This is a genomic window from Congzhengia sp., from assembly GCF_037235575.1.
GTDB classification, from domain to species: Bacteria; Bacillota; Clostridia; order UBA1381; family UBA9506; genus Congzhengia; species Congzhengia minquanensis.
In genome coordinates this window covers 122,458-145,573 of record NZ_JAXUNN010000030.1, presented here as the reverse complement: position 1 = coordinate 145,573, position 23,116 = coordinate 122,458, and the positions used below count along the sequence as shown (strand labels likewise).

Genomic DNA, 23,116 nt, shown 5'->3' with positions numbered 1-23,116 from the left:
TTTTATTTCTCTTTTAAGCTTTTTAAATATTGTTTCGTTTCTAAAGGAATGCGGTAGCTTTCCACAGCCTTTTGAATGGCCTTGTTGTGCACCCATTTGTCCAGCCGTTTATTTTTCAGGTACGGGAGTGCGTGGTCATACTGTTTAATCAGCGCAATACTGAAATACCAGGCGATTGCCATGTTTATGTAATATTCCTCCGACCGGATATCGGCAACCAAATCCAGCATTTCGGGACGGAACTCGCTGTCTAAATAATTTGCAAGCAGGGAGACTATCCCATACCGCACGGTATAGGTGTGACTGCTTTTCAGCCAGAGCTTTATTTTTTCATACACCTCGTTTGGGTGCTTTTTAAACAGCTTTGGAGAAAACAAATCGCAGGTGGCCCAGTTGTCAATGTAGGGCAGAAACTTTTCCGTATAGATAAGAGCCGTGTCAAAATCTTTAAATGTTTCAATTAAAAAGGCATGAAGGTTGTTTTCTTCAATATACTTGTGGGGCAGCGTTTCTAAAAATTCCATGGCTTCCGGCTGTTTGGAAAACACTTTCGCAAATTTCCGCAAAACAGGCGTGCGCACACCGATGTAGCAGTCTTTTTCAACGGTTGGAACCAGTTTTGCATGAAAGTCCCGATATTTTAAGTCCTGCAGGGCAAACAGCTGCGCCCGAATGTCCTGTTCCAGTTTTGTGTTCATAAATGGCCCCCTGTTAAAGTGTAATCCAGTAGATGTGCATGGGTTTTCCGTCGGCATAAGGTTTTGTCTCGGTTAAAATTCCTCCGCATTTTAAAATGGTTTTATAAGACGCGGTGTTATCTGCATAACATCCCAGCATTACTTTTTTAAGCCCAATGGATTTTGCGTAGGCAAGCGCCAGCTTCAGCATTTGCGTGGCATACCCGTTGCGGCGCTCAGACGGCCGAACGGCATAGCCAATATGCCCGCCGTATTCCGACAAAAACGCGTTGTTTAAATTGTGGCGAATGTCAATCATTCCAATTAGTCGATTGTCTTGCGGACGAACTGCAAAAAAGGTGTCTGCCACCACCCAGTCCGGCTGAACGGTTTCGGGGCGGCTATTTTTTTGTATATGTATCAGCCAGTCGTCAAACTCCAATTGATCGAACAGGGCGCTGCCGTTTATTACAGGTTCGCCAAAGCCAAAAAACTCCTGCTTAAAATCGTTTGCTTTGCTTTTCAGTGCAGAAGTGGGTCTAATTAAACTTAAGTCCTCCATAACATAAACCTTCTTTCTATAAAGAAAAACGGAGTAAGCAAAGCTTACAAAGACGCGAAGCGGCAGGGCTCCTGCAAAACGCCAACGAAGTGCGTTTTGTGGGAAAAAGGAGGAGTAGCGTCGCACGCGACTGATTTTTTATTGTATATAAAGAATCGGAGCAAGCAAAGCTTACTCCGACGTGGTGACCCGTACGAGAATCGAACTCGTGTTACCGCCGTGAAAGGGCGGTGTCTTAACCGCTTGACCAACGGGCCGAAAAAGACTGTTTTGCAGTCTTTTTAGTGGTAGCGGCAAGTGGACTTGAACCACCGACCTAACGGGTATGAACCGTTTGCTCTAGCCAGCTGAGCTATGCCGCCATAGTCTTAAAAAACCAACAAGTTGTATTTTACACTAAAAAGTACCATTTGTCAAGACTTTTTTTATCTTTTTCAGAAATGGGCAGCGGCATTTGGTTCCTCTGCTATATTAGTATGAACGGATTTTAGAATTTTATGTCTTCCCGATACTGTTCTGCGTCTTCCGAATAGCGGTAATCGTCTTTTTTTAAGGCCTTTAAAAAGCCTTTTATTTTCTTTATAAGCGCGCTGTTTTTATTAGACTTCACCGCGTTTTCAAAGGCCGTTTTCACTTCATCCTTTAAAATGCCTGTGTCTGTGTCAAATAATGGCGTGTTGTCGCTTCCAAAAAAAATCATTTGCGTAAAGGACTGATAAAGGGGGGTTAATTTTTCTGCAGTTTTTGTGTTGTCATAATCTGTTAAAAAACGTTCCTGCCTTACGGCGCGTTCAATCAGCTCGTCCCAGCTTATGGCCAGGCTGGCATTATGCAGGGGCGGCTGATTGGAATTCAGCTCTAAAATGCTGATATATTCAGACACCTCCGGCGTAATATTTTCCCCAAAATTTTTATAAAACGTATAGTCAATCACAGGAAAGCAAGCGCCGTCCGCCTGAATGAGTTTATATCCGCTGTTTTTGGCTTCTTCTACCAAAGCCGCAACTTCCGGCCGCGATACACCGACCGGGTCATTTATGTCCCCGCCTTGCATATACAGCTCCATGAGTTCCTTTTGCACGGAGCCGGTGTTAAACTTGTCCTCAAACAGTGGCAGCTTGTTTTTTTGAAACTCTTCAAACTGCAAAACCATTTGAGATGAAGCTTCTTCTGAAACCACATCTGCGTTGTTTTTGATAAACGAAGCGATGGCTTTTCCGTCGGCGTCTTTCCCGAAAATTAAGTTATTATATTCGTTTAAAACCGCCTGGTCGCTGCCGCTTTTTGCGTTGGCCTGCTGCGATTCCGACTGGTTTGCGTCCATTTGGTCTGTTGTGCCGCACCCTGTGAGACAAAGCATGACGAAAGTTAAACAAATTGCAATTTTTTTCATTTTCACACCCTCCTGAAACCAGTTTTATATTTTCCGCGTGAAAATATACATAAAATGAATGCACAGGTCAAAAATTCACAGTTTATACAAAATAAAAAAGGCATGGAATTTTCCATGCCTTTTTGAAAACAAATTTAAATTTCAGGAACTTCAATTTTAATTTCGTGTTTTAATTCCGAAGATTTTTTAATGCCGGACAAAATTGCCTGGTTATAAATAATCTGACTTGTGGGAACCGGTGCCTTTCCGCCTGTTTTAATTGCGTCTAAGAAAGAACGGACTTTCAGTTCCACACAGTTCACGTCGTTTTTCGGCAGCGGAATTTCTGTCACGGTCTGTTCGCCGGCAAGCTCATGGTAAATTTTTAAAGGCCCGCCCACACGGCCGTTCCAGCAGTCGGTAGACGGAATTCTCAAGCCGCCCTCCGTGCCGATAACCAGCGTGTCTCCCGGCGTATCAATGTTGATTGCCCAGGAGATACGAAAATCTAAAATTAAATCGTCTTCTAAACGGACAAAAGCCGCCGCAAAGTCGTCAACCTCAAATTTTTTCGCAACCTCAGCACCGCCGCGGCCTTCAAATGTTTTCGGATTGGTGCCGAAGAAGTTTGACGTGTAGCCCGTAACGGTTAGGGGTTTGGGATATCCCAGCGCATTCAATACCATGTCTAACGAATAGCACCCAATGTCGCCCAGGGCGCCAATGCCGCCGGTTGCGTCTTCAATGAACGTGGTTTTTTGAGCGCTGGCAGGAATACCCCTGCGTCTGCCGCCGCCGGTTTGAATATAATAAATTTTGCCCAAAACGCCGGACTGAATAATTTTTTTCACAAGCTGCATGCTGGGATCGAACCTGGGCTGAAAACCAATGGAAACAATTTTTCCGCTTTCCTTTTCCGCCTTCATAATTTCCAGACCCTCTTCAAGCTCTACGCACATGGGCTTTTCCAAAAGAACATTTACGCCTTTTTTCAGCGCATAAACCGTGCAAGGCTTGTGCATTCTGTTGTATGTACAAATGCTTACTGCGTCTAATTTTAAGCTTTCGTCGTCCAAAAGCTCTGCGTGGTCTTTGTAGTCGCATTTTACGTTATCCAGACCATATTCTTCAAAAAATGCTTTTGCTTTTCCTGGAACTAAATCTGCGCCGGCCACAATTTCCACATCGTCCATTTTCACATACTGGTTCATGTGGGAGTGGGCAATGCCGCCGGTTCCAATAATGCCGACCCTTAATTTTCTGTCATTCATGATAAAAAACCTCTTTTCCGCCTTTTGGCTGTTTAAATGGTGAGAAGGAATTCTGCGGAAACGCGCGCCATTTCAAGCTGGTCGCCGCGGCCCTCGTCCTCATAAATATATTCTACCGTGCCTGTTTTTGAGGTGATGTCAATAATTTTCCGGAAATCAATAACGCCGTCCCCTGCCCGTGCATCTTCTTTCGACTCGCAGGACAGCATTTGCTTTAAGTGAATGGTGGGCATTCTGTGTGCAAACTGCTTCACATATTCGTAAGGGTCTACATCTGCGCGGAGCACGTGGAACACGTCCAGCTGGGCTTTCACATATTCCGGGTCGGTAATTTCATAAAGGTAGTCAAGCGACCGTTTGCCATTTACTGTAAGCCAAAGCTCCGGCGCATGGTTGTGATAGCTTAACGTAAAGCCGTTTTCCTTCATTTTTTTACCTACACTGTTTAAGACCTCGGCGGTTTCCTCCACCTGAGACAGCGTGCCCATGGGGGCGGAGGGGCAGGTGATGTATTTTGCGCCGAGATAACCCATATATTCCATTTCAGCGTCAAGCTCGTCTTTTAAAATAGCATATCCCGTATGGGAGCTGACAGCCTTAAGCCCCGCATTGTCTAAATATTTTTTCATGTCTTTTGCAGATACGTCCCCCCGGCCTGCAAATTCCACGCCGGTATATCCCATTTTTGCCACTTCGTCCAGCACTTTTTCAAACCCCAGTTCGGTGATGGCGTCTCTGATAGAATAGAGCTGTAAAGAAATTTCTTTCATTTTTTCATGTCCCTTCTGCACAAGGTGCATATATTTTTGTTTTTCGCGTTTATTATACTACACTCACAGCAAAAGTCAATACAGTTTCCGCGTTTTTTTCGTTAATCTTGGCAAAAACTTAGTATTTACAAAAACCGTGCTGATGTGATATAATATACTATATTATATAAAAGAAGATAGTTGTGCCCCGTAGGGCCGTTATAAGAGTTTATTAAAAAGGGATGGTTACAGTGTTTAAAATTGTAAAAAAGAAAGAACTCAATCCCACCGTTACATTAATGGAGATTGAGGCGCCGTTGGTGGCAAAAAAAGCGGAGCCGGGACAGTTTATTATTTTAAGGGCAGATGCGGCTGGTGAACGGATTCCCCTCACCATTGCAGATTTTGACCGGGACAAAGGCACGGTTACGATTATATATCAAATTGTGGGCGCTACCACAAAGCATTTAAACAGCTTAAACGTTGGCGACAGCTTAACAGATTTTGTAGGGCCGTTGGGTCAGGCGACCCACACAGAGGGTTTGAAAAAAGTTGCCGTTGTAGGCGGCGGCGTTGGCTGCGCCATTGCATATCCCGTGACGAAAAAGCTTCACAATCTGGGGTGCGAGGTTCACGCAATTGTGGGCTTTCGCAGCAAGGATTTGTTAATATTAGAAGACGAATTCCGCGCGGCTTCCAACAAACTGGTTATCATGTCAGACGACGGCAGCGTAGGCGAAAAAGGTCTTGTTACCGACGCGCTGAAAAAACTGATTGACAGCGGCGAACAATATGACGAGGTTATCGCAATCGGCCCGCTTGTTATGATGAAATTTGTGGCGAAACTCACAAAAGAATATGGCATCAAAACGGTTGTCAGCATGAATCCCATTATGATTGACGGCACAGGAATGTGCGGCGGGTGCAGGCTGTCTGTCGGCGGGGAAATGAAATTTGCCTGTGTGGACGGTCCGGATTTTGACGGACACCTGGTGGACTTTGACGAGGCAATGGAGCGCGCCTCCATGTATAAAGACTTTGAAAAGCACGCATATGACGCCGAATGCAACCTGTTTCAGAAGGAGGTAAAATAAACATGCCGAACATGTCGCCGAAGAAAAACGAGATGCCAACCCAGGCACCGGACGTTAGAAATAAAAATTTTAAAGAAGTGGCGCTGGGATATACGCCGGAAACAGCAATAGACGAAGCAAAACGCTGCTTAAACTGTAAGCACAAGCCCTGTGTTGCCGGCTGCCCGGTGAAAATTCATATTCCTGCATTCATTGAAAAAATGGCCCAGGGAGATTTTGAAGGGGCATATGAGATTATTGCCCAATCCAGCTCATTGCCTGCGGTTTGCGGGCGCGTTTGTCCCCAGGAAACCCAGTGTGAGCAAAAGTGCGTTCGCGGCATTAAAGGCGAGCCTGTGGCCATTGGACGATTAGAGCGGTTTGCGGCAGATTACCACAACGCAAACTGTAAAACCGCGCCCCAAAAGCCGGAAAGCAACGGGCATAAGGTTGCGGTTATCGGTTCCGGCCCGTCTGGCCTTACCTGTGCCGGAGATTTGGCAAAGGCAGGCTATGAGGTTACGGTGTTTGAAGCACTGCATTTGGCCGGCGGCGTTTTGGTTTACGGAATTCCGGAATTCCGTCTGCCGAAGGCAATTGTGCAAAAGGAAATCGACACCTTAAAAGAGCTTGGCGTAACGGTTGAAACCAATGTGGTTATAGGAAAATCTACCTCAATTGACGAGCTGATGGAAAGCGGCTTCGAGGCGGTGTTCATTGGTTCTGGCGCGGGCCTTCCCCGGTTTATGGGAATTCCCGGCGAGAACTTAAAGGGCGTTTATTCCGCCAATGAGTTTTTAACCCGTGTTAATTTAATGAAGGCTTATAAAGACGAACCTTCCACACCGATTATGCACGCAAGCAAGGTTGCGGTTGTGGGCGGCGGCAACGTTGCAATGGACGCCGCGCGGTGCGCCAAACGGCTTGGGGCAAAGGATGTATATATTGTATATCGGCGCTCCATGGAAGAGCTGCCTGCAAGAGCGGAAGAGGTTGAGCACGCGCAGGAGGAAGGCATTATCTTTAAACTGCTGACCAACCCCACAGAAATTCTTCCCGATGAAAATAGGTTTGTGGGCGGGATGAAATGCGTTGAAATGGAACTGGGCGAACCCGATGCCTCCGGCCGACGCAGGCCAGTGGTGAAAGAGGGGTCTGAATTTGTGCTGGATGTAGACTGTGTAATTATGTCTATCGGCACGTCGCCCAACCCGCTGATTAAATCCACTACGGAGGGTTTGGCCGTTCACAAATGGGGCGGCATTATTGCCGACGAGGAAACGGGTAAAACCTCCCGCGAGGGGGTTTATGCCGGCGGCGATGCGGTAACAGGCGCGGCAACGGTGATTTTGGCAATGGGCGCGGGAAAAGACGCGGCAAAAGCCATTGACGAATATATTCAGTCGAAAAACAAGGAATAAAAAAATTCGGGCGCGGGTTTCCGCGCCCATTTTTGCTTAGGAGGACGGAACATGGATTTTAGAAAGGCAGGGCCGGAGGACATCACAGAACTTGCGCGCCTGGCATCTACATTGTGGAACAGCCACACCACAGAGGAACTGGAGAAAGAATTGAGCGAGATTTTAAATTCCGGAGAAGCTGCTGTTTTTGTGGCCGCCGGGCAGGGCCCTCTTTTGGGGTTTGCCCAGTGCCAGCTGCGGCATGACTATGTGGAGGGCACATCATTTTCGCCGGTGGGATATTTAGAGGGCGTTTATGTGGAGGACGCCTGCCGCGGGATGGGCGTTGCCAGAACACTGCTTGAAATGTGCGAAAACTGGGCAAGACAGCGGGGATGCAAAGAGTTTGCCAGCGACTGTGAACTTGATAACAATGGCAGTTTTCAATTTCACATCCATTCGGGCTTCCGCGAAGCAAACAGAATTATCTGCTTTACAAAACAACTGTAACCTGCCTTGACTTTGCGTGTGGTGTTTGTTATACTAAGGAAAACAGGAAACGGAGAGGGACAATATGTTAGGGGTTCCTGAACTTACAGATTATAATGTGCTGTTAAGAGGCTCAAAGCCAAGTGATATTGACGACCGATTTCAATGCGGCCGGCACCACGAGTTTGTTCATATGTGCGGCGGTGCATCCTTGAAAGTGCCGGAATATCCGCCGCGCTCCGTGTGGGAAAGATGGTATGAAAACCAAAAAAACACACCCTTTTCATGGGTGATTGATATGGGCGGTCGCTGTATTGGAACGGCAGGCTTTCATCAATTGAATGAGGCGGATAAAAGCGCGAGGTATCGGATTGGCATTTTTGACCCGGCATATCACGGTATGGGGATTGGTACTGCGGCAACGAAACTGTTGCTAAAGTATGGTTTTGAAACAATGCACCTGCACCGCATAGATTTAAAAGTGTTAGAATATAACCGCAGGGCAATTCGGTGTTACGAAAAATGCGGGTTTCAGCAGGAGGGTGTGCTTCGTGAAAGCGCCTACATTGACGGAAAATTTTATGCGGACATTTTAATGGGCATTTTAGACCGAGAATTTCATGAATAGAAAGGCGGATATTTATGGCGAACGGCAAAATTGCAGGCTGCGGGTTTCACCATGTGGCACTGCAAACATCAAGTTTTGAAAGATCGTTGACGTTTTACATTGAGGGACTGGGCTTTCAGCTCCGCACTAAATGGACGTCCGGCACAGGAAAGCAGCTGGCGTTAATTGACATTGGCGACGGAAACTATTTTGAGTTGTTTTCAGACGGCGAAGCAGGAGAAGAATCTGAGCCGAAGGCGGGCAGCTTTTTCCACCTGGCACTTCGCGTAAACGACACCCGCGCTGCGTTTGAACGTGCGGTTGAGCATGGAGGGATTCCTCACGTGGAACCGAAAGACGCGGTTTTAGGTGAACGCGGCGAAATCACTGCCTCTCTGTCCTTTGTCAAGGGGCCGGACGGCGAACAGATTGAATTTTTCCAGGAAAACGCTTAAATTCGGGAATTTGAAAAAAACAGTTGAATAGTTTTTAAAATTATGATATAATATAAACCTAAGGAATGAGAAATCATTCCTACCGCAGGCTTTTCAGCACTGCGGAAATCAATTTTGCGTTCAGCGCGTAAGCGTTGTCTGCCGGGACCCGCACAACTTGAGCCCGCGAACCTCGTCAGGTGGGGAACCAAGCAGCGATAAGCGGTGCCTTGGGTGTGTTGCGGATTCTCCCGGCGTGAACGCAGATTTAAAAAAGTGTATGATGTTACACAAAGCGGCAGGCTTTGTGCCAATAAAACCGCGCAGAATTGACGCGGCTTTTTTCAGTTTAGAAGCAAATTTGTTTTGCGGAGGTGGGCGTGTGGCATATCAGGCCATATACAGACGGTGGCGGCCGACAGTGTTTGACGATGTTGTGGGTCAGGAGCATATTACAAAAACCTTGAAAAACCAGATTATGAACAACTCCGCAGCGCACGCATACCTTTTTTGCGGAACCAGGGGAACAGGAAAAACCTCCACAGCCAAAATTCTGGCAAGGGCGGTGAACTGTTTAAACCCGAAAGACGGAAATCCCTGCAACGAATGCAGTGTTTGCCGCGGCCTGCTGGACGAGTCTATTTTAGACGTAACTGAGCTCGACGGCGCTTCGAAAAACAAGGTGGAAAACATCCGCGATATTATTGACGACGTGATGTTCCTTCCCTCTGTGGCACGTAAAAAGGTTTATATTATTGACGAGGTGCACATGGTGACGCAGCAGGCCTTTAACGCCCTGTTAAAAACGCTGGAGGAGCCGCCGGAGCATGTGATGTTCATTCTTGCCACCACAGAATTAAACAAGGTGCCCATTACAGTGCTTTCCAGATGCCAGCAGTTTGAGTTTCGTCGGATTACGAATAAAGACATATCCGGGCGGATGGAGAAAATTTTAGCCGCAGACGGCTATGAGGCAGAAGGCGCGGCCCTTTCCTTAATTGCTGAGCTGGGAGACGGATCCATGCGCGATTCTTTAAGCGTTTTAGACAAGTGCGTCGGCGCGTCAGACGGTAAGCTTGCCTATGACGACGTGGTAAAGATTGTAGGAATTGCAGACAATGATGCGCTTTATTCCCTGTCTGTGTGCATTGCATCAGGGGACACAAAGGCGGCCCTTGAAAAGATTGATGAAGTGATTGAAAAGGGCAAGGAGCTGGGCCTGTTTGCAGAACGGCTGATGAAATATCTGCGGGACGTTCTGGTGGTAAAAATTACAGGAAACGCCGAGGAGTTTCTAAACACATCGGCGGAAAATAGAAACAAAATAGAAGAGCTGACCGAGCAGTTTTCAAAAGAGCGGTTGATTCGCGCAATCGACCTTTTGTGTGCGGCTTCGGCCCAAGCCAGATATTCTGGCTTTCCGCGCACCCTTTATGAGATGGCGCTGGTGAAAATGTGTGAACCGGAAATGGAGGAAACGGAAGAGGCCCTGTTAGACAGGATTTCTGTTTTAGAACAGAAGGTGAAAGAAGGCGTTATTCCAATTTCGGCCGCGCCTGCTGACGGCGGCCCACGCCAGGCGGCCGATGCGCCGCCATGGGATACGCAAGAAGATTTAAAAGTGAACCAAAGGGCAGACACGGCTTTGCCGGTGAAAAAGGAAAAAGCAAAACCGGCTGAGGAACACACAGACCAACCAGCCGCTCCGGCGGCAGGGGGAACAGATGCAGCTTCCCGCTGGCCGGAAATTATGAATTATGTAAAATCTCACGGTGGCATGCCGATTTTTCCGCACCTGGCATTGGTTCAGGCCAAAATGGTAAACGGAAAGCTGTGTGTTGTGTTTGGCGATAATGCGCTGGTGTCGAAAAGCGTAATTTCAAAGCCGGCAAATGTGAAACTGATTGAAGAAGCGGCGAAAAGCGTTACGGGGGAGGACATTCCTGTTGCCTGCGTAACGTCCCGTGAAATCGGAATTGAGGGCGACGACCCGCTGAAAAAGCTGGAAGAATTGAGTAAAACTCATTCAGAAATAGAATTTATTTAAAACAATTTGGAGGAATTTTTCATGGCACAGGGAAATAAATTTACAGGCGGCGGAAATCATAAAATGAACACCGTTATCAAACAGGCTCAGATTATGCAGGAAGAAATGAACCGCGTACAGGAGGAGCTGGAGGAAAAAACCATTGAAACCGCAGCCGGAGGCGGCAAGGTAAAAGTGGTTATGAAGGGAACAAAGGAAATTACGTCCCTGAAAATAGACCCGGAAATCGTAGATCCGGAAGATACGGAAATGTTGGAAGATTTGGTTACAGTGGCGGTGAACGACGCGATCCGCCAGATAGAGGAAATGATGGAGGAAGGAATGAACTCCATAACCGGCGGGATGAATATCCCCGGTTTATTTTAATTTAAGGCGTGTGAGGCAAAAATGAAAATACTTTTTCTATCCGTTCCGACAGGCGGCGGCCACCACCAGGCCGCAAAAGCAATGGAAAGCTATTTTGCAGGCCGCAACGATGTGGAGTGCAGAATGTTGGACATAGCGGAAAACGTAAATAGTACCCTGGCGGAAGCGGTCTCGAAAGGGTACATTCTTTCCACCACCATTACGCCGAAAATTTATGGGTCGCTGTATGACCTTTTAGACATGAGAACAAGCCCCCAGGGAGAGGTGTCTAAAACAATTAAGTTTTTGTCTACGGCGTTCCGAAAAAAGCTGTATGCTTATATTGAGGCGTTCCGGCCGGATGTGATTGTGAGTACCCATCTTTTTGCTACCATCACAATAAACAGGATTGCAACACACCACCCCATAACGGCAAAGCTGATTTCAATTGTTACGGATTTTACCATACATCCTATGTGGGAGCAGGCAAAATCGGATTATTATATTACCGCGTCGGAACTTTTGTCCTACCAGGCAATTAAAAAGTGGGGCGCCGTTGAAAACGTTTTGCCTTTAGGAATTCCCATCAGCCCGAAGTTTTCAAAAAAGGTGCCGCCGGCAGAAGCAAGAAAAGCGCTTGGCATTGCTGACAAGTTCACAGTGCTTGTTATGATGGGCTCTATGGGTTATGGCACCCACACCCTCGACATGCTGAAAAAGCTGGATAGTTTAGAAGAAGATTTTCAAATTCTTGTGGTTTGCGGAAGCAACGACAAACTTAAAGCCAAGGTCGACAAAATGAAGCGCCGGAAGGATATTTTCACCTATGGTTTTGTGAACAATGTGGACGTTTTGATGGACGCCTGCAACTGTATTATTACAAAACCGGGCGGGCTTTCCACTTCCGAAGCGCTGGCCAAACGGCTGCCGATTTTAATGCTCGACCCCATTCCGGGTCAGGAGAACAGAAACAAGGAGTTTATGCTAAACAACGGCATTGCGCTAAATTTAAGCGAAACATTTGGCGCAGATGAAGCGATTTACCAGCTCATTCATTATCCGTTTAAGGCAATGCGCCTTTCAGAAAATACACAGCATTTTGCAAAACCGCATGCCGCCCGGGACTTAGGGGAGTTTATGCTTGAAATTTGCAGCAGTGAAGAATGAAACTTGCATTTTTGTTTGGTTTTTAACATAAGGATATTTCAGATGATTTTTATCAAATAAAATAAAGGAGGAGTTGTAATGAAACTTGTATTTGCAATTGTGAGCAACGACGACGGCAACACCGTAATGAGGGAACTGAACAAAGCAGGGTTTTCAGTAACAAAAATGGCGTCTACAGGCGGATTTCTGCGGGCCGGCAACACAACGCTTTTGGTGGGGACAGACGAGGAAAAAATTCAGTCTGTGATTGATGTCATCTCCAAATACAGTGCAAAAAGGAAACAGGTTGTGTTCTCACCCGAACCGTATATCGGCGGAGCAGCCGGCTACACCTCTTTCCCCGCAGAAATTGAAGTGGGCGGCGCAACAATTTTTGTTGTAGATGTGGAAAGGTTTGAAAAAGTCTGATTATGGGTTTCGACGAGCTTTACGGCAATGAACCGGTGAAAAAAAGCCTGAAAAAAACACTGGAAACCGGGCATGTTTCAAATTCTTACGTGTTTGAAGGCATGGCCGGCGTGGGCAAACGGCTTTGTGCAGATCTTTTTGCCCAGGCGCTGGTCTGCGAGGGTGAATTCCCGAAAGACCGGCCCTGCGGCACTTGCCCCGCCTGTGTGAAGGCCAGGTCAAGAAACCACCCTGACATTATCCGTCTTGAGCAGGCGGCACAAAAAGCGTCTATTGGGGTGGACGATGTCAGGGAACAGATTTTAAGCGAGGTTTTTTTAAAACCCTATCTTGCAAGCCGCAGGGTGTTTATCATTGGCGACGGCGATGTGTTAAGTCCCGAGGCGCAAAATGCCCTGTTAAAGGTGCTGGAGGAGCCGCCGGAGTATGTAACGTTTCTCATTTGCGTCACCAAGCAGGACAAACTGCTTTCCACGGTGCTGTCCCGCAGCTGTGTTATGTCGTTTTTTCCGTTGCCGGTTGAAGAAGTCAATCGCTATTTAGCGATGCGGTTTGGCGGCGGCAAAACTGTGCAGCTGGCGGCGCGGCTATCCCAGGGCAGCATTGGTGCGGCGGTTGCATTTTTGTCTGATGACAGTGCAGGAAAACTTTTTGAAGGCAGCATAGAGCACGTTATTGCACTCAACCGCGACGCGGCAAAGGTGCGCGAAACGGCGGACTTTTTGATCGAGGAAAAAGAAAACATCGGAGAAATTACCGACTTTATGTTAACCTTTCTTAGGGACTGCGTTTTTGTGAAATCCGGCCTTGAAAACCGGGTGATTTACGACAACAAGCTGTCGCAGATGAGGGTTTTTACAGAAGGGGTCAGTAAAAAAGGATTGGTTTTGGCCTTTGACCGACTGACCGATTTTAAACTGAGGCTAAAACAGAATTTAAATTACAACGCGTCGGTTTCTGAAACCATGATGCGTATTTGGGAGGATTTCCATGACAAAGGTAGTGGGCATCAGGTTTAAGCCCGTTGGTAAGATTTATTATTTTAATCCGGAAGATTGTGCGCTCTCAGTGGGCGACGGCGTGATTGTTGAAACAACCCGCGGCGTGGAATTCGGCGAAGTGGTTTTGGTGGGCAAGGAAGTAGACGAGGAGAAATTCAACATGCCGATTAAAAGCATTTTGCGCAAGGCCACAGAGGACGACATTGCCCAGGTTGCGGACAACCGTGCCCGCACAAAAGAAGCGTTTGACATATGTCTTGAAAAAATTGCGGCAAACGGTTTGGACATGAATTTAATTGATGCGGAATATACATTTGATAGAAGCAAGGTTTTGTTTTATTTCACCGCAGACGGCAGGGTGGATTTCCGCCAGCTGGTGAAGGATTTGGCGGCTGTGTTCAGAACCAGAATTGAGCTTCGGCAAATTGGTGTGCGCGACGAAGCAAAGCTTTTGGGCGGTTTGGGAATTTGCGGCAGACCTCTTTGCTGTTCCCAGTTTCTGGGCGATTTTGAGCCGGTTTCCATTAAAATGGCTAAGGAACCGTCGCTGTCTTTGAACCCCACCAAAATTTCAGGGACCTGCGGAAGGCTCATGTGCTGCTTAAAATATGAGCAGGAGGCCTATGAAACATTAATTCACCGCACGCCTAACGTAGGCGCAGTGGTAGACACGCCTATGGGCCGGGGAACCGTTCTCAGCACACACCTGCTGCGCGGCGTTGTACAGGTAAAAATGAACGCGGACAACGACGCTGTGGTGAACGAATTTAAAGTGGACGACATTGTGATTATTAAGAACGCATCGCGTTCACAAAAACATAATGATGACGAACCCGTCGATATAAAAACACTCAAAGAACTGGAAAAAGACTGATTTTTTCAAACAAGAAATAGGAGGCAGAAAAATGGCAGCAGTAACGGAAAGAGAAAGCCTGATATACCGCGGAAAACCGCTGATTAGAGACGGCAATGTTCTTTATTTTGGAGACTTTAACGAAAATTTTATTACTAGGTTCACCATTTTAGATTCGGAAAAGGTGAACGACCTTGACATGGCGAGAAAGATTACCATTGAGTTGTTGGAAAAGCACGGAAGCGATATTTCCACCGCAAAGCTAACGAAAAAAGCAGAGCGCACAAGCATGTGGGCGGCTTTAGACATTGGCGTTTACTGGCTGGAAGATATTTTGGAAATGGAAAAGGAATTTTTAAAGTCACAGGCATAAGGATAGGAAGGCCCCCGGCGGAATTACCGCTGGGGGCCTTCTTTTTGCAAATTTCGAAACTGGCTGGGGCTTAGTCCTATTTTTTGACGAAAAAGCCTGGAAAAGTATAATTGATCTGAAAAGCCGGCAGACCTGGAAACCTCGGCAACGGGAATAGCTTGCTGTTGTAAAAGTTCCTTGGCACGTTCAAGCCGCAAAGACAGTATAAACTGCTTTGGTGATATACCGGTTTTTGATGCAAACAGTCTGGAAAAGTATGCCGAATTTAAATGCAGACTGTTTGCAATAGAGGAAACTGTAATTTGCTGGCTGTAATTATATCGAATAATTTTTATTGCGGATTGAACAATGTCATCCTGTTGATCAGAATTTGCGTTTTGAAACAAAATAGAAAAAAACTCGTAAAGCAGAGACAGGCTGTTTAACTTTCCTGATAATGTAAGATCTCCTGCTGATGCATAAATGCTTTCGAGTGCTGTTTCCACTTCTCTATAGCAATGTACGTTCATAACGGGGAATTTCCGCGTTACACCAAGCTTTTCAGTAAGACGGTCCGCGCCATTTCCATAAACACCAACCCACTGAATGCTCCAAAGGCCGCTGGCTTTATAATGAATCCGCTGTCCTGGGAACATAACTAAAAGGTCGTGAGGCTTCAAAAAAATATTTTTTTCTCCATATAGGCATGCGTTTCCGTTGTTGACAAGCACAAACAGATAGTGATTTCTGATTTCCGGCCCATACACATGATTTTTTGTGTTAATTCTTTTTCCGCTGTAGTAAATTCCTAGATCAGACGGAATGTCAAGTTCAAGCTGTTTTTCAAAAATTGTTGTGTCAATCATTTTTTATCACCAAAATGATTATATCATGAAATATCAAAAAAATCCATAAACATGTATCATTTGTTTATTTTCAATTTTGGTTCTTACATGTATACTAATGGTTAAGAGGTGGTTTAAATGAATTTTGTAAGCACAGAAAATGGATTTCGTTTAGAAAGAAATGGCACTTCATTTACATTTTCCGCAAAGAAAATACCTACTTGTTGTGAAGATTTTGTAAAACTTACCGTAAGGGGCACAATTCCGGTGCCGAAAATCATTTCAGGCGACAGGATTTTGCTCCCGGTAGACGAGGGAATTGCCCTTGCAGCTGAGGGGGAATATGAGTTCGGAAATATTTCGTCAGATTTTTGCAGCCGTGGCGGTACCATGAGTATGATTATTATTGAAAGAAACGGTCAATATTTGCTGTGCGCCTTAGACACCGGTGCGTATGCACGTTATGAGCTAATTAAGGAAAGCGGCCTGTACCAGTTGTCTATGTACTGCACAGAACCCTGTGAGGTTCAATATATTATTTGCAGTACATTGGCAGAAGCATGTCGGTATTACCGGCGGTTAAAGGCGCATTTGCTTAGCTTTCTTGAAAACAAAATTTCAGCTTTGCCTGAGTCAGAGACGCTCATAGGCGGCGCAATATTTTGGGTTTGGAATGATGATTATGAACGAGTGATGTACTCTGACGAAAATCCGGATATTTCACCCTGCGCGGCGGAGTTTATGCTTCAGGCTGCAGAAAAACTTTATGCAAGAGGTGTTAAAAAGGCACTTTTCGGTATTTTTTTCGGTCCGGACGGCAGGGCGGCAGCTCCGCTTTATAACAAGTTTGGATATATCAGTACGAAATATGACAACTATAACGATGTGCCCCGGCCGGATATGCTGAAATTTATTCCTAAAAACCGAATTTTAAACTGTGATTATTCCCAACGGCGCATAAAAGATTATCCAGACGGTGTTCAAACCGATGCCAACGGAGAATTAACCAAAGCTTGGGCGCTGAGAGGTTATGACGGAAAGATGCATGACCAAAATACCCTTTGCCCAAAGGTTGCAGCCCAAAGAATGAAAGAGGAAATCCCTGCCCAATGGGAGGAATTCCCCGCATATAAAGGACGTTTTATAGATGTATATGGTGGCGGAATTGCTTCGTGCAGCAGTAAAAAACACCCTGTAACGCGGGGAGAATGTATTCAAATTAAAAATAAAGCGTTTCGGTTTGTTTCAGACCTCGGACTTATCACCGGAACGGAAGATGGTTTTGAAGACATTATCGGCAGCATTCTTTACAACGAGGGCATGAACAGTCCGTTCCATTTTCGGTTTGATAAAATGGACTGCGGCAGACGCAAAGCACAGGATTATGGGGAAGAGGGTGCGGCGTTCCAGAAAAAATATATGCTGAATCCCGCGTGCCGTGTGCCGCTCTGGCATTTGGTCTATCATGACTGTGTTATTTCGTTCCCCTACTGGGGCGACGCGATTAATTCATGCCGCGAAACCATGCAGGACAAGGCGCTGTTTTCCTGCCTATACGGCTGCCCACCGCTATATTCTTTTTTCGCCGGAAACTTTGATGCGTTAGAGGAGGAAATTGTCAGGACATACCATATGATTGCGGAAGTCACAGAAAAAGTTACTACACTGCCAATGACAGATTTTGTATATCTGACCAAGGATTTCACTGTTCAGAAAACCGTCTTTGGTGGACGTTATACCGTAGTGGCAAACTTTTCAGAAAAAGATTTTGAATATAAGGGTGTGGTGGTGAAAGCGCACAATAAAACGTTTATTGAGGGTGACACCAAATGACATTTTTGCTCATTTTCATCCTCTGCGTAATTGCCGCATTAAAAATAACATTGCAAAGCATGTTTGCCAAACATGTGGCCTGCACAAATACGGATGGAATTTTATATAACGGCTTTATTTTTATGGCGGCATTTTTTATGTTTCTTCCTTCCGTACGGTACCGTATTTCATGGAATACATTTTTGTTCGGTTCGTTTTTCGGAGGGTTGAGTGTACTTTTTCAGATGACATACATACAGGCGTTGTCTAAAGGGCCGGTTTCACTTACTGTTTTAATTAATAATTTTGGAATGCTGATTCCGGTTTTTGTATCAGCCCTGGTTTTCAAAGAGCCGTTTACCGGGTGGCGAATTGCAGGAACCGTACTTACGGGGATATCTTTTTTGTTCAATGTCGAAATGACGGGAAGCGGCGGTATAGACAAAAGATGGCTGGTTCCTGCATTTGCAACCTTTACGGCAAACGGCTTGCTTTCTGTTACACAAAAGGTTTATACCGTAGTGGGCGTTGCAAATGAAATCGGCGGATTTGTATGTAGTGCATATTTCGCGGCAACAGTACTGTCTGGGTTAATTTATTTGGGACTAAGTATATCAGGCCAAAAAAAGACGTTTCGAATAAAGCCAAAAATTATTGCTTCTGCAGCGCTTATTGGTATAATTTTAGGGCTTTTTCAGGCGCTAAACACTTATGCTGCTGGCGTGATTGACGGAACACTGCTTTTTCCGTCTTATAACGGGGGTGTTACCCTGCTTTTAACAATTATTGGGGTATTGCTGTTTTGTGAAAGGCTGGATAAACGCCGGTGGATTGGCACCGGAACAGGAATTATAGCAATTGTATTAATGAGTATTCCGGTATAAATTCAAAGGTAAAAGGCTGCGGAGAAACAATTGTTTCTCCGCGGCCTTTTCACTCATTTCTTCGGCCTTCCGGACTTTAAAATGCTATCCATATGAAAATCGCCAAACTGAATATAATCGAACACCTCTTTTGGCACGTCACAGCTTTTCACATACGCCCAGGTGCCGTTCCACATCAGGTTAATGATAAAAAAGTCATACAGCTTTTCCAAAAGAAACGGCGTGCATTCACCGAAATAGAGGCGCAGAAGTTCTTTTTGCTTTTCAGGCGTTAAGCCTGGTGCAATGCAGGACAAATCAAAGAACACGTCGCCCATGCCGGCATATTCATAATCAAGCAAAAACAGCTGCCCGCTGTCTGACAGAACAAAGTTGTTTACAAAGGGATCGCCGTGACAAAGCCCAAAATGGAGTTTGGCATTAATGCTGTTGCGCTCCCTGCAAATCCTATATATTTCATAAGCGCGGGAAAACTCCGGGTGAAGGGGGATGTTGTGTTCTTTTAATACTTCCAGTCTGCGTTCCACGTCGCCATAGAAATCGAATGCAAATGCAGTTTTTTGCGTGTGCACGGTTTTTAAAACATGAACCATTTGCGCAAGCCGTTTCGGGTCGTTCAAGTCATCAGCTGCCAGTTCTCTGCCATGAATGTATTTGGTCACCATGTTGCCTGTTTCCAAATCGTAATAAAACAGGTTTGCACCGCAGGAAAGCTTTGAAACAAGATTTAACGCAGCCTCCTCGGCATGGCGGTTGATGGATAATATGCCTGCCTGACGAGTGCCGAGCCGCAAAATAAATTCTTCATCGCGGTAGGAACATTTATAGCTTTCGTTGGTGCTGCCCATTGGCTGTGGTGCAATTGCGCATTCTGAACGGTTCCAGCCCAAACGGCCTAAAAGCTGGCAAATGCGTTGCTCGGGTAAGGACATGGGTTTTATCGCCTCGATTCGTAGAACAAAAAAGCCTGCCGATTGGCGGGCTTTTTATTTATAATCATAATCCGTTGGGGTTTTGTTTCACAAAGTTCCAGCTGTCGCGGCACATGTCCTCAATGCCAAACTGTGCCTGCCAGCCCAAAAGCTCTTTTGCCTTTTTCGGATCTGCAAAGCACACGGCAATGTCGCCGGGTCTGCGGGGCGCAATTTTGTAGTTCACCTTTACATTGTTTGCCGTTTCAAAAGCGTGTACCATGTCTAAAACGCTGTAGCCAATGCCTGTTCCCAGGTTATATGCGTCAACGCCGGAGCCGCCGAGAACCTTTTCCACAGCCTTAATGTGGCCTTGCGCCAGGTCAACCACATGAATATAATCCCGCACACCGGTGCCGTCTTTCGTATCATAGTCATCCCCAAAAACGCTTAAAACTTCCAGTTTTCCGGCTGCAACCTGGGCAATGTATGGCATCAGGTTATTGGGAATCCCATTGGGGTCTTCGCCGATTAAGCCGCTTTTATGAGCGCCGATGGGGTTAAAGTAGCGCAAAAGCGCAACGCTCCACTCGTTGTCCGCCACAAAAATATCCTGCAAAATGTTTTCGATCATCAGCTTGGTGCTGCCGTAAGGATTCGTCGTATGTAACGGGAAATCCTCGCGGATGGGAACGGTTTTAGGACTTCCATAAACCGTGGCTGAAGAGCTGAACACAATTTTTTTCACGCCGGCCTCCTGCATAACCTGGCAGAGAATCAGCGTGCCCGTGATGTTGTTGTGATAGTAGCGGATTGGTTGGGCAACCGATTCGCCTACGGCCTTCAGGCCCGCAAAGTGGATGACAGCATCAATTTTGTTTTCTTTAAAAATGGTTTCCACGGCTGCTTTATCCAGCAAATCCGCTTCGTAAAATTTAAAATCCTTGCCTGTAATCTGTTTTATCCGGTTTAAAGCTTCTGGTTTGGAGTTGATAAAGTTATCAACAATCACAACCTCATAGCCGTTTTCCAACAGCTCCACGCAGGTGTGGCTTCCAATAAATCCGGCTCCGCCGGTAACTAAAATTGCCATATTCAAGTTTCAACCTTTCTAATCAATGTCTATTTATAATATATGTAAATATTTTGCTGTGTATCAATCCATTTTAATTCGCAGTTCAATCCATCGACCACGCTTCTGAGCGGCACCAAGGTAGAACCATTTAAAAGAACGGGGGCCTGCTGCATCGGCGTGGGTATTCCCGCTACATATCCAATTTTGCTTCCCACTGTCATGGAAATGGTTATGTAGTTCAAGCTAATATTAATTCTCTGGTTTTCCGCGTTCCAGGCAATGCTGCCGCCTAAAAGTTCCACTACGTCGCGAACGGGAATCATTGTCGTGCCGTCAATTAAAATAGGCGGGGCGGACAACGTCCGCTCATCAATACCTTTCAGCGCAATTTTAGAGCCAATTTTCATGGAAATGCAATTTTCCCTATCGGGAGTTAAGGGGCGTGTACTGTCAGACGCGGGATTTTGAATGGTTGGCCCGTCTGTGTTTGGCGAGGTTGTATTGTCTGGTGTAGGGGTAACCGTGGGGGTGGGCGTGTCAACTGCCGGCGGAGTGGTTTCTGCCGGTTTCACGTTTAATGTGAGATAGCCCCAAAGCACGCCGTCTAACGAATATGGCGCTCTGCCGTTGTGATATTCTCCGCAGTCTGCAAAGGTGGGAGGCACCAGCTCGGTTCCCGTTTCATCTATGTAGCCCCATTTGCCGTCTTTATAAACCCTTGCCACGCCGTCAGTATATTGATAGCAAAAATCATACTGCGTTTTTAAAATCCATTCGCCGTTGGCATGAATAAAGCCGCTGACCGTGCCAGCCTTGGCCGGATACCGATTGCTGTTGTCCGGCGGGCCGATATAATCGAAATCGAAAGAGGAGGTGCGCGTTCCCGCAGTGTCTATAATGCCATATTTGCCGTTTAAGCGGCACACCGCATAACCGTTTTTAAAATCACTTGCATAGTCGTAAGCAGGCTTCACGGAATATGCGCCGTAGCTGGTGATAAATCCCCATTTGCCGCCGAACTTCACAGCAGCGTAACCTTCGTGAAAGTCGAACGCCATTTCAAACTGGGGATGAATAATAATGTTTCCCTCCGTGTCGCTGTAACCATAAAGACCGTTTATCATGCCGCAGATAGCACCCTCAGACGGTGAGAAAGAATATGTAAACGGCGAATGAAAAATCACGTCGCCGTAAATATTGATATATGCATATTTGCCGTCTGATTTCTGCACCATTGCAACGCCGTTTTTAAAACAGCCCGCCGTAGTATATTGATATGGAATCAGCTCTGCTCCGGCGGGAGTGATGTAACCCCACTTGCCGCCCTTTTTTGCCGGAATATATTCAGATGTGATGTCTCCCATTGCCTCCCAGTTGTAGCCTGTAATGGCGGTGCCGTTGGTGTCGGCCAACGCCCATTTTGAATTTTTTGAAACCTTTGTTACACTGCTCTCAAAGGATTCCGCCATGTTGTATTGGGGGCTGCTTACCACCGTGTAGCCGGCTGCAGACGCAGACAGGCCTGCTGTGAAAATCAGCAGAAACACAAGCAATACTGTTATTGTTTTTTTCATAAACCTCACACCTTTGTATTCTACTTTTGCGCAATCAGTCGCCGAACGAAATGCCAATGCCTTTCGCAATGCTGACCAGCTCGCCGCTGGGATCAACCGCCTTATTTTTTCCGATAACGTCTTCTAAAGAGGCATATCCCATGTCGTCGCCCTTTAAGGTCACCATCATGCCGAATTTTCCCTGCATCAAAAGCTCAACTGCCGCGGCGCCGTATCGGGTGGATAAAATGCGGTCGTGAGCCGTAGGAGAGCCGCCTCGCTGAATGTGCCCCAAAATGGTGGACCGCGCTTCAAGCCCCACCAGGCTCTCCAGCTCTTCGGCAATTTTGTTGCCGATGCCGCCCAGACGAATGGGGTCGGGGCTGCCTTCAATCACCTTGTTCACATGAAGCTCGCCGGAAACAGATTTTGCGCCCTCTGCAACCACCACAACCGCAAAGTTTTTGCCGCGGCTGGCGCGTTCCTTTAACGAATCGGCCACTTTTTGAATATCGTAGGGGATTTCCGGAATTAAAATCGCGTCGGCGCCGCCGGAAATTCCGGCTGCCAAAGCAATCCAACCGGCATATCTTCCCATAACCTCCAAAACCATAATCCTGCTGTGGGAAAGCGCTGTGGAATGAAGCCGGTCTGCCGCTTCGCAGGCAACGCTCACCGCGGTGTCGAACCCGAAGGTATAGTCTGTGCAGCTTAAATCGTTGTCAATGGTTTTCGGCACGCCGACAACCTTTACGCCCTTGCGTGCAAAATCGCGCCCGCTGGTCAGCGTTCCGTCGCCGCCGATGATTACCATTGCGTCAATGCCATTTTTCTTCATGTTCTCCACACCAACGTCGGACACGTCTTTCTGCACCATTTTTCCGTTTTCTTCTACGGTGTAGTCAAATAAATTATCCTTGTTCGAGGAATAGAGCATGGTTCCGCCAATGGGCAGAATGCCCGAAACGGAATCTAAGGTTAGTTCTGTTACGTCGTTGTGATACAGTCCCTTGTAGCCGTGATTAAAGCCCACAACCTCCAGGCCGTATTTTAAAATTGCAGTTCTGACAACGGAACGGATAACGGGGTTTAAACCCGGACAGTCCCCTCCCGCTGTTAAAATTCCAATTTTTTTAATTTCTCTCTGCATAGTGCCTCCCTGATGTAAAAAATTTTCTGATAATTACTTCTATTTTAACCTATATTTAAGTAAATTTCAATAAAATATG

Annotated in this window: 24 protein-coding genes, 2 tRNA genes and 1 other RNA gene; 15 read left to right on the top strand and 12 right to left on the bottom strand. The window is 46.4% G+C overall.

Features of this window, described 5'->3' with window-relative positions:
• Window positions 1–2 precede the first annotated feature (2 nt).
• The 7 genes from WIG73_RS06725 to WIG73_RS06695 all read right to left on the bottom strand — a co-directional run bounded on the left by WIG73_RS06725 (window position 3) and on the right by WIG73_RS06695 (window position 4,652).
• A complete protein-coding gene (locus WIG73_RS06725) occupies window positions 3–698 on the bottom strand; it encodes a DNA alkylation repair protein (RefSeq protein WP_337399823.1) in 696 nt (231 codons plus the stop codon).
• A 13-nt stretch (window positions 699–711) separates the two neighbouring features.
• Window positions 712–1,239: a GNAT family N-acetyltransferase gene (locus WIG73_RS06720; RefSeq protein ID WP_337399822.1), complete on the bottom strand. Its 528-nt coding sequence runs from the start codon at window positions 1,237–1,239 to the stop codon at window positions 712–714.
• Between the two features lie 182 nt (window positions 1,240–1,421).
• Window positions 1,422–1,496: transfer RNA gene (locus WIG73_RS06715), tRNA-Glu, on the bottom strand.
• A gap of 28 nt (window positions 1,497–1,524) precedes the next feature.
• Window positions 1,525–1,601, bottom strand: a tRNA-Met gene (locus WIG73_RS06710).
• 125 nt (window positions 1,602–1,726) lie between these two features.
• Window positions 1,727–2,632 carry a hypothetical protein gene (locus WIG73_RS06705; RefSeq protein WP_337399821.1) on the bottom strand — a complete coding sequence of 302 codons (906 nt, stop codon included), beginning with the start codon at window positions 2,630–2,632 and terminating at the stop codon, window positions 1,727–1,729.
• Window positions 2,633–2,766: 134 nt separating this feature from the next.
• Window positions 2,767–3,882: a Gfo/Idh/MocA family oxidoreductase gene (locus WIG73_RS06700; RefSeq protein ID WP_337399819.1), complete on the bottom strand. Its 1,116-nt coding sequence runs from the start codon at window positions 3,880–3,882 to the stop codon at window positions 2,767–2,769.
• A 32-nt stretch (window positions 3,883–3,914) separates the two neighbouring features.
• A complete protein-coding gene (locus tag WIG73_RS06695; RefSeq protein WP_337399818.1) occupies window positions 3,915–4,652 on the bottom strand; it encodes a TIM barrel protein in 738 nt (245 codons plus the stop codon).
• A gap of 230 nt (window positions 4,653–4,882) precedes the next feature.
• Between WIG73_RS06695 and WIG73_RS06690 the strand changes: the two genes are divergently transcribed.
• From WIG73_RS06690 to WIG73_RS06630, 13 genes are all read left to right on the top strand, one after another.
• A complete protein-coding gene (locus WIG73_RS06690) occupies window positions 4,883–5,725 on the top strand; it encodes a sulfide/dihydroorotate dehydrogenase-like FAD/NAD-binding protein (protein ID WP_177680740.1) in 843 nt (280 codons plus the stop codon).
• A gap of 2 nt (window positions 5,726–5,727) precedes the next feature.
• Entirely contained in the window at window positions 5,728–7,125 is a 1,398-nt protein-coding gene (gene gltA / locus WIG73_RS06685; protein WP_177680742.1) for an NADPH-dependent glutamate synthase, read from the top strand.
• 51 nt (window positions 7,126–7,176) lie between these two features.
• Window positions 7,177–7,614, top strand: coding sequence for an aminoglycoside 6'-N-acetyltransferase (gene aac(6') / locus WIG73_RS06680; protein ID WP_337399816.1), 438 nt, complete (start codon window positions 7,177–7,179; stop codon window positions 7,612–7,614).
• A 64-nt stretch (window positions 7,615–7,678) separates the two neighbouring features.
• Window positions 7,679–8,221 (top strand): GNAT family protein, encoded by a 543-nt coding sequence (locus WIG73_RS06675; RefSeq protein ID WP_337399815.1) that lies wholly within the window; start codon window positions 7,679–7,681, stop codon window positions 8,219–8,221.
• A 14-nt stretch (window positions 8,222–8,235) separates the two neighbouring features.
• Window positions 8,236–8,655, top strand: coding sequence for a VOC family protein (locus WIG73_RS06670; protein ID WP_337399814.1), 420 nt, complete (start codon window positions 8,236–8,238; stop codon window positions 8,653–8,655).
• 139 nt (window positions 8,656–8,794) lie between these two features.
• Window positions 8,795–8,894, top strand: an RNA gene (ffs, locus tag WIG73_RS06665) — signal recognition particle sRNA small type.
• Window positions 8,895–8,914: 20 nt separating this feature from the next.
• Window positions 8,915–10,681: a DNA polymerase III subunit gamma/tau gene (gene dnaX, locus WIG73_RS06660; protein ID WP_337399813.1), complete on the top strand. Its 1,767-nt coding sequence runs from the start codon at window positions 8,915–8,917 to the stop codon at window positions 10,679–10,681.
• A 21-nt stretch (window positions 10,682–10,702) separates the two neighbouring features.
• The gene (locus WIG73_RS06655) at window positions 10,703–11,047 is read left to right on the top strand and encodes a YbaB/EbfC family nucleoid-associated protein (RefSeq protein ID WP_337399812.1); all 345 of its coding nucleotides are present in this window, start codon (window positions 10,703–10,705) and stop codon (window positions 11,045–11,047) included.
• 21 nt (window positions 11,048–11,068) lie between these two features.
• Window positions 11,069–12,193, top strand: a complete 1,125-nt coding sequence (locus tag WIG73_RS06650) for a glycosyltransferase (protein WP_337399811.1) — start codon at window positions 11,069–11,071, stop codon at window positions 12,191–12,193.
• Window positions 12,194–12,271: 78 nt separating this feature from the next.
• On the top strand, window positions 12,272–12,601 hold the full coding sequence (locus WIG73_RS06645) for a cyclic-di-AMP receptor (RefSeq protein WP_177680755.1): 330 nt from the start codon (window positions 12,272–12,274) through the stop codon (window positions 12,599–12,601).
• 2 nt (window positions 12,602–12,603) lie between these two features.
• On the top strand, window positions 12,604–13,620 hold the full coding sequence (locus WIG73_RS06640; protein WP_337399810.1) for a DNA polymerase III subunit: 1,017 nt from the start codon (window positions 12,604–12,606) through the stop codon (window positions 13,618–13,620).
• On the top strand, window positions 13,592–14,476 hold the full coding sequence (locus WIG73_RS06635) for a stage 0 sporulation family protein (protein WP_337399808.1): 885 nt from the start codon (window positions 13,592–13,594) through the stop codon (window positions 14,474–14,476). The genes WIG73_RS06640 and WIG73_RS06635 overlap by 29 nt, the downstream gene beginning before the upstream one ends.
• 31 nt (window positions 14,477–14,507) lie before the next feature.
• The gene (locus WIG73_RS06630) at window positions 14,508–14,828 is read left to right on the top strand and encodes a hypothetical protein (RefSeq protein ID WP_249313479.1); all 321 of its coding nucleotides are present in this window, start codon (window positions 14,508–14,510) and stop codon (window positions 14,826–14,828) included.
• Between the two features lie 23 nt (window positions 14,829–14,851).
• Here WIG73_RS06630 and WIG73_RS06625 read toward each other — a convergent pair whose 3' ends face one another.
• Complete coding sequence (locus tag WIG73_RS06625) at window positions 14,852–15,673, bottom strand: AraC family transcriptional regulator (RefSeq protein ID WP_337399807.1); 822 nt, start codon at window positions 15,671–15,673, stop codon at window positions 14,852–14,854.
• Between the two features lie 117 nt (window positions 15,674–15,790).
• Here WIG73_RS06625 and WIG73_RS06620 point away from each other — a divergent pair, with 117 nt between their 5' ends.
• Window positions 15,791–17,485, top strand: coding sequence for a glycoside hydrolase (locus WIG73_RS06620; RefSeq protein ID WP_337399805.1), 1,695 nt, complete (start codon window positions 15,791–15,793; stop codon window positions 17,483–17,485).
• A 206-nt stretch (window positions 17,486–17,691) separates the two neighbouring features.
• Window positions 17,692–18,348 (top strand): hypothetical protein, encoded by a 657-nt coding sequence (locus tag WIG73_RS06615; RefSeq protein WP_337399804.1) that lies wholly within the window; start codon window positions 17,692–17,694, stop codon window positions 18,346–18,348.
• A gap of 53 nt (window positions 18,349–18,401) precedes the next feature.
• Here WIG73_RS06615 and WIG73_RS06610 read toward each other — a convergent pair whose 3' ends face one another.
• The 4 genes from WIG73_RS06610 to WIG73_RS06595 form a co-directional block, all read right to left on the bottom strand.
• The gene (locus WIG73_RS06610; protein ID WP_337399803.1) at window positions 18,402–19,280 is read right to left on the bottom strand and encodes a choline/ethanolamine kinase family protein; all 879 of its coding nucleotides are present in this window, start codon (window positions 19,278–19,280) and stop codon (window positions 18,402–18,404) included.
• Window positions 19,281–19,344: 64 nt separating this feature from the next.
• Complete coding sequence (gene galE / locus WIG73_RS06605; RefSeq protein ID WP_337399801.1) at window positions 19,345–20,352, bottom strand: UDP-glucose 4-epimerase GalE; 1,008 nt, start codon at window positions 20,350–20,352, stop codon at window positions 19,345–19,347.
• A gap of 29 nt (window positions 20,353–20,381) precedes the next feature.
• Window positions 20,382–21,908, bottom strand: coding sequence for a WG repeat-containing protein (locus WIG73_RS06600; protein ID WP_337399799.1), 1,527 nt, complete (start codon window positions 21,906–21,908; stop codon window positions 20,382–20,384).
• A gap of 34 nt (window positions 21,909–21,942) precedes the next feature.
• On the bottom strand, window positions 21,943–23,037 hold the full coding sequence (locus tag WIG73_RS06595) for an ATP-dependent 6-phosphofructokinase (protein ID WP_177679878.1): 1,095 nt from the start codon (window positions 23,035–23,037) through the stop codon (window positions 21,943–21,945).
• Window positions 23,038–23,116: the final 79 nt, after the last annotated feature.

What these genes read in the sequence shown, in the direction of transcription:
- WIG73_RS06720 (WP_337399822.1), bottom strand. Translation starts at nt 1,239, where the DNA reads ATGGAGGACTTAAGTTTAATTAGACCCACTTCTGCACTGAAAAGCAAA.
- WIG73_RS06725 (WP_337399823.1), bottom strand. Translation starts at nt 698, where the DNA reads ATGAACACAAAACTGGAACAGGACATTCGGGCGCAGCTGTTTGCCCTG.
- WIG73_RS06695 (WP_337399818.1), bottom strand. Translation starts at nt 4,652, where the DNA reads ATGAAAGAAATTTCTTTACAGCTCTATTCTATCAGAGACGCCATCACC.
- WIG73_RS06675 (WP_337399815.1), top strand. Translation starts at nt 7,679, where the DNA reads ATGTTAGGGGTTCCTGAACTTACAGATTATAATGTGCTGTTAAGAGGC.
- WIG73_RS06700 (WP_337399819.1), bottom strand. Translation starts at nt 3,882, where the DNA reads ATGAATGACAGAAAATTAAGGGTCGGCATTATTGGAACCGGCGGCATT.
- WIG73_RS06705 (WP_337399821.1), bottom strand. Translation starts at nt 2,632, where the DNA reads ATGAAAAAAATTGCAATTTGTTTAACTTTCGTCATGCTTTGTCTCACA.
- WIG73_RS06635 (WP_337399808.1), top strand. Translation starts at nt 13,592, where the DNA reads ATGACAAAGGTAGTGGGCATCAGGTTTAAGCCCGTTGGTAAGATTTAT.
- WIG73_RS06670 (WP_337399814.1), top strand. Translation starts at nt 8,236, where the DNA reads ATGGCGAACGGCAAAATTGCAGGCTGCGGGTTTCACCATGTGGCACTG.
- WIG73_RS06650 (WP_337399811.1), top strand. Translation starts at nt 11,069, where the DNA reads ATGAAAATACTTTTTCTATCCGTTCCGACAGGCGGCGGCCACCACCAG.
- WIG73_RS06620 (WP_337399805.1), top strand. Translation starts at nt 15,791, where the DNA reads ATGAATTTTGTAAGCACAGAAAATGGATTTCGTTTAGAAAGAAATGGC.
- WIG73_RS06645 (WP_177680755.1), top strand. Translation starts at nt 12,272, where the DNA reads ATGAAACTTGTATTTGCAATTGTGAGCAACGACGACGGCAACACCGTA.
- WIG73_RS06630 (WP_249313479.1), top strand. Translation starts at nt 14,508, where the DNA reads ATGGCAGCAGTAACGGAAAGAGAAAGCCTGATATACCGCGGAAAACCG.
- WIG73_RS06600 (WP_337399799.1), bottom strand. Translation starts at nt 21,908, where the DNA reads ATGAAAAAAACAATAACAGTATTGCTTGTGTTTCTGCTGATTTTCACA.
- galE (WP_337399801.1), bottom strand. Translation starts at nt 20,352, where the DNA reads ATGGCAATTTTAGTTACCGGCGGAGCCGGATTTATTGGAAGCCACACC.
- WIG73_RS06610 (WP_337399803.1), bottom strand. Translation starts at nt 19,280, where the DNA reads ATGTCCTTACCCGAGCAACGCATTTGCCAGCTTTTAGGCCGTTTGGGC.
- WIG73_RS06640 (WP_337399810.1), top strand. Translation starts at nt 12,604, where the DNA reads ATGGGTTTCGACGAGCTTTACGGCAATGAACCGGTGAAAAAAAGCCTG.
- WIG73_RS06595 (WP_177679878.1), bottom strand. Translation starts at nt 23,037, where the DNA reads ATGCAGAGAGAAATTAAAAAAATTGGAATTTTAACAGCGGGAGGGGAC.
- gltA (WP_177680742.1), top strand. Translation starts at nt 5,728, where the DNA reads ATGCCGAACATGTCGCCGAAGAAAAACGAGATGCCAACCCAGGCACCG.
- WIG73_RS06625 (WP_337399807.1), bottom strand. Translation starts at nt 15,673, where the DNA reads ATGATTGACACAACAATTTTTGAAAAACAGCTTGAACTTGACATTCCG.
- WIG73_RS06655 (WP_337399812.1), top strand. Translation starts at nt 10,703, where the DNA reads ATGGCACAGGGAAATAAATTTACAGGCGGCGGAAATCATAAAATGAAC.
- dnaX (WP_337399813.1), top strand. Translation starts at nt 8,915, where the DNA reads ATGATGTTACACAAAGCGGCAGGCTTTGTGCCAATAAAACCGCGCAGA.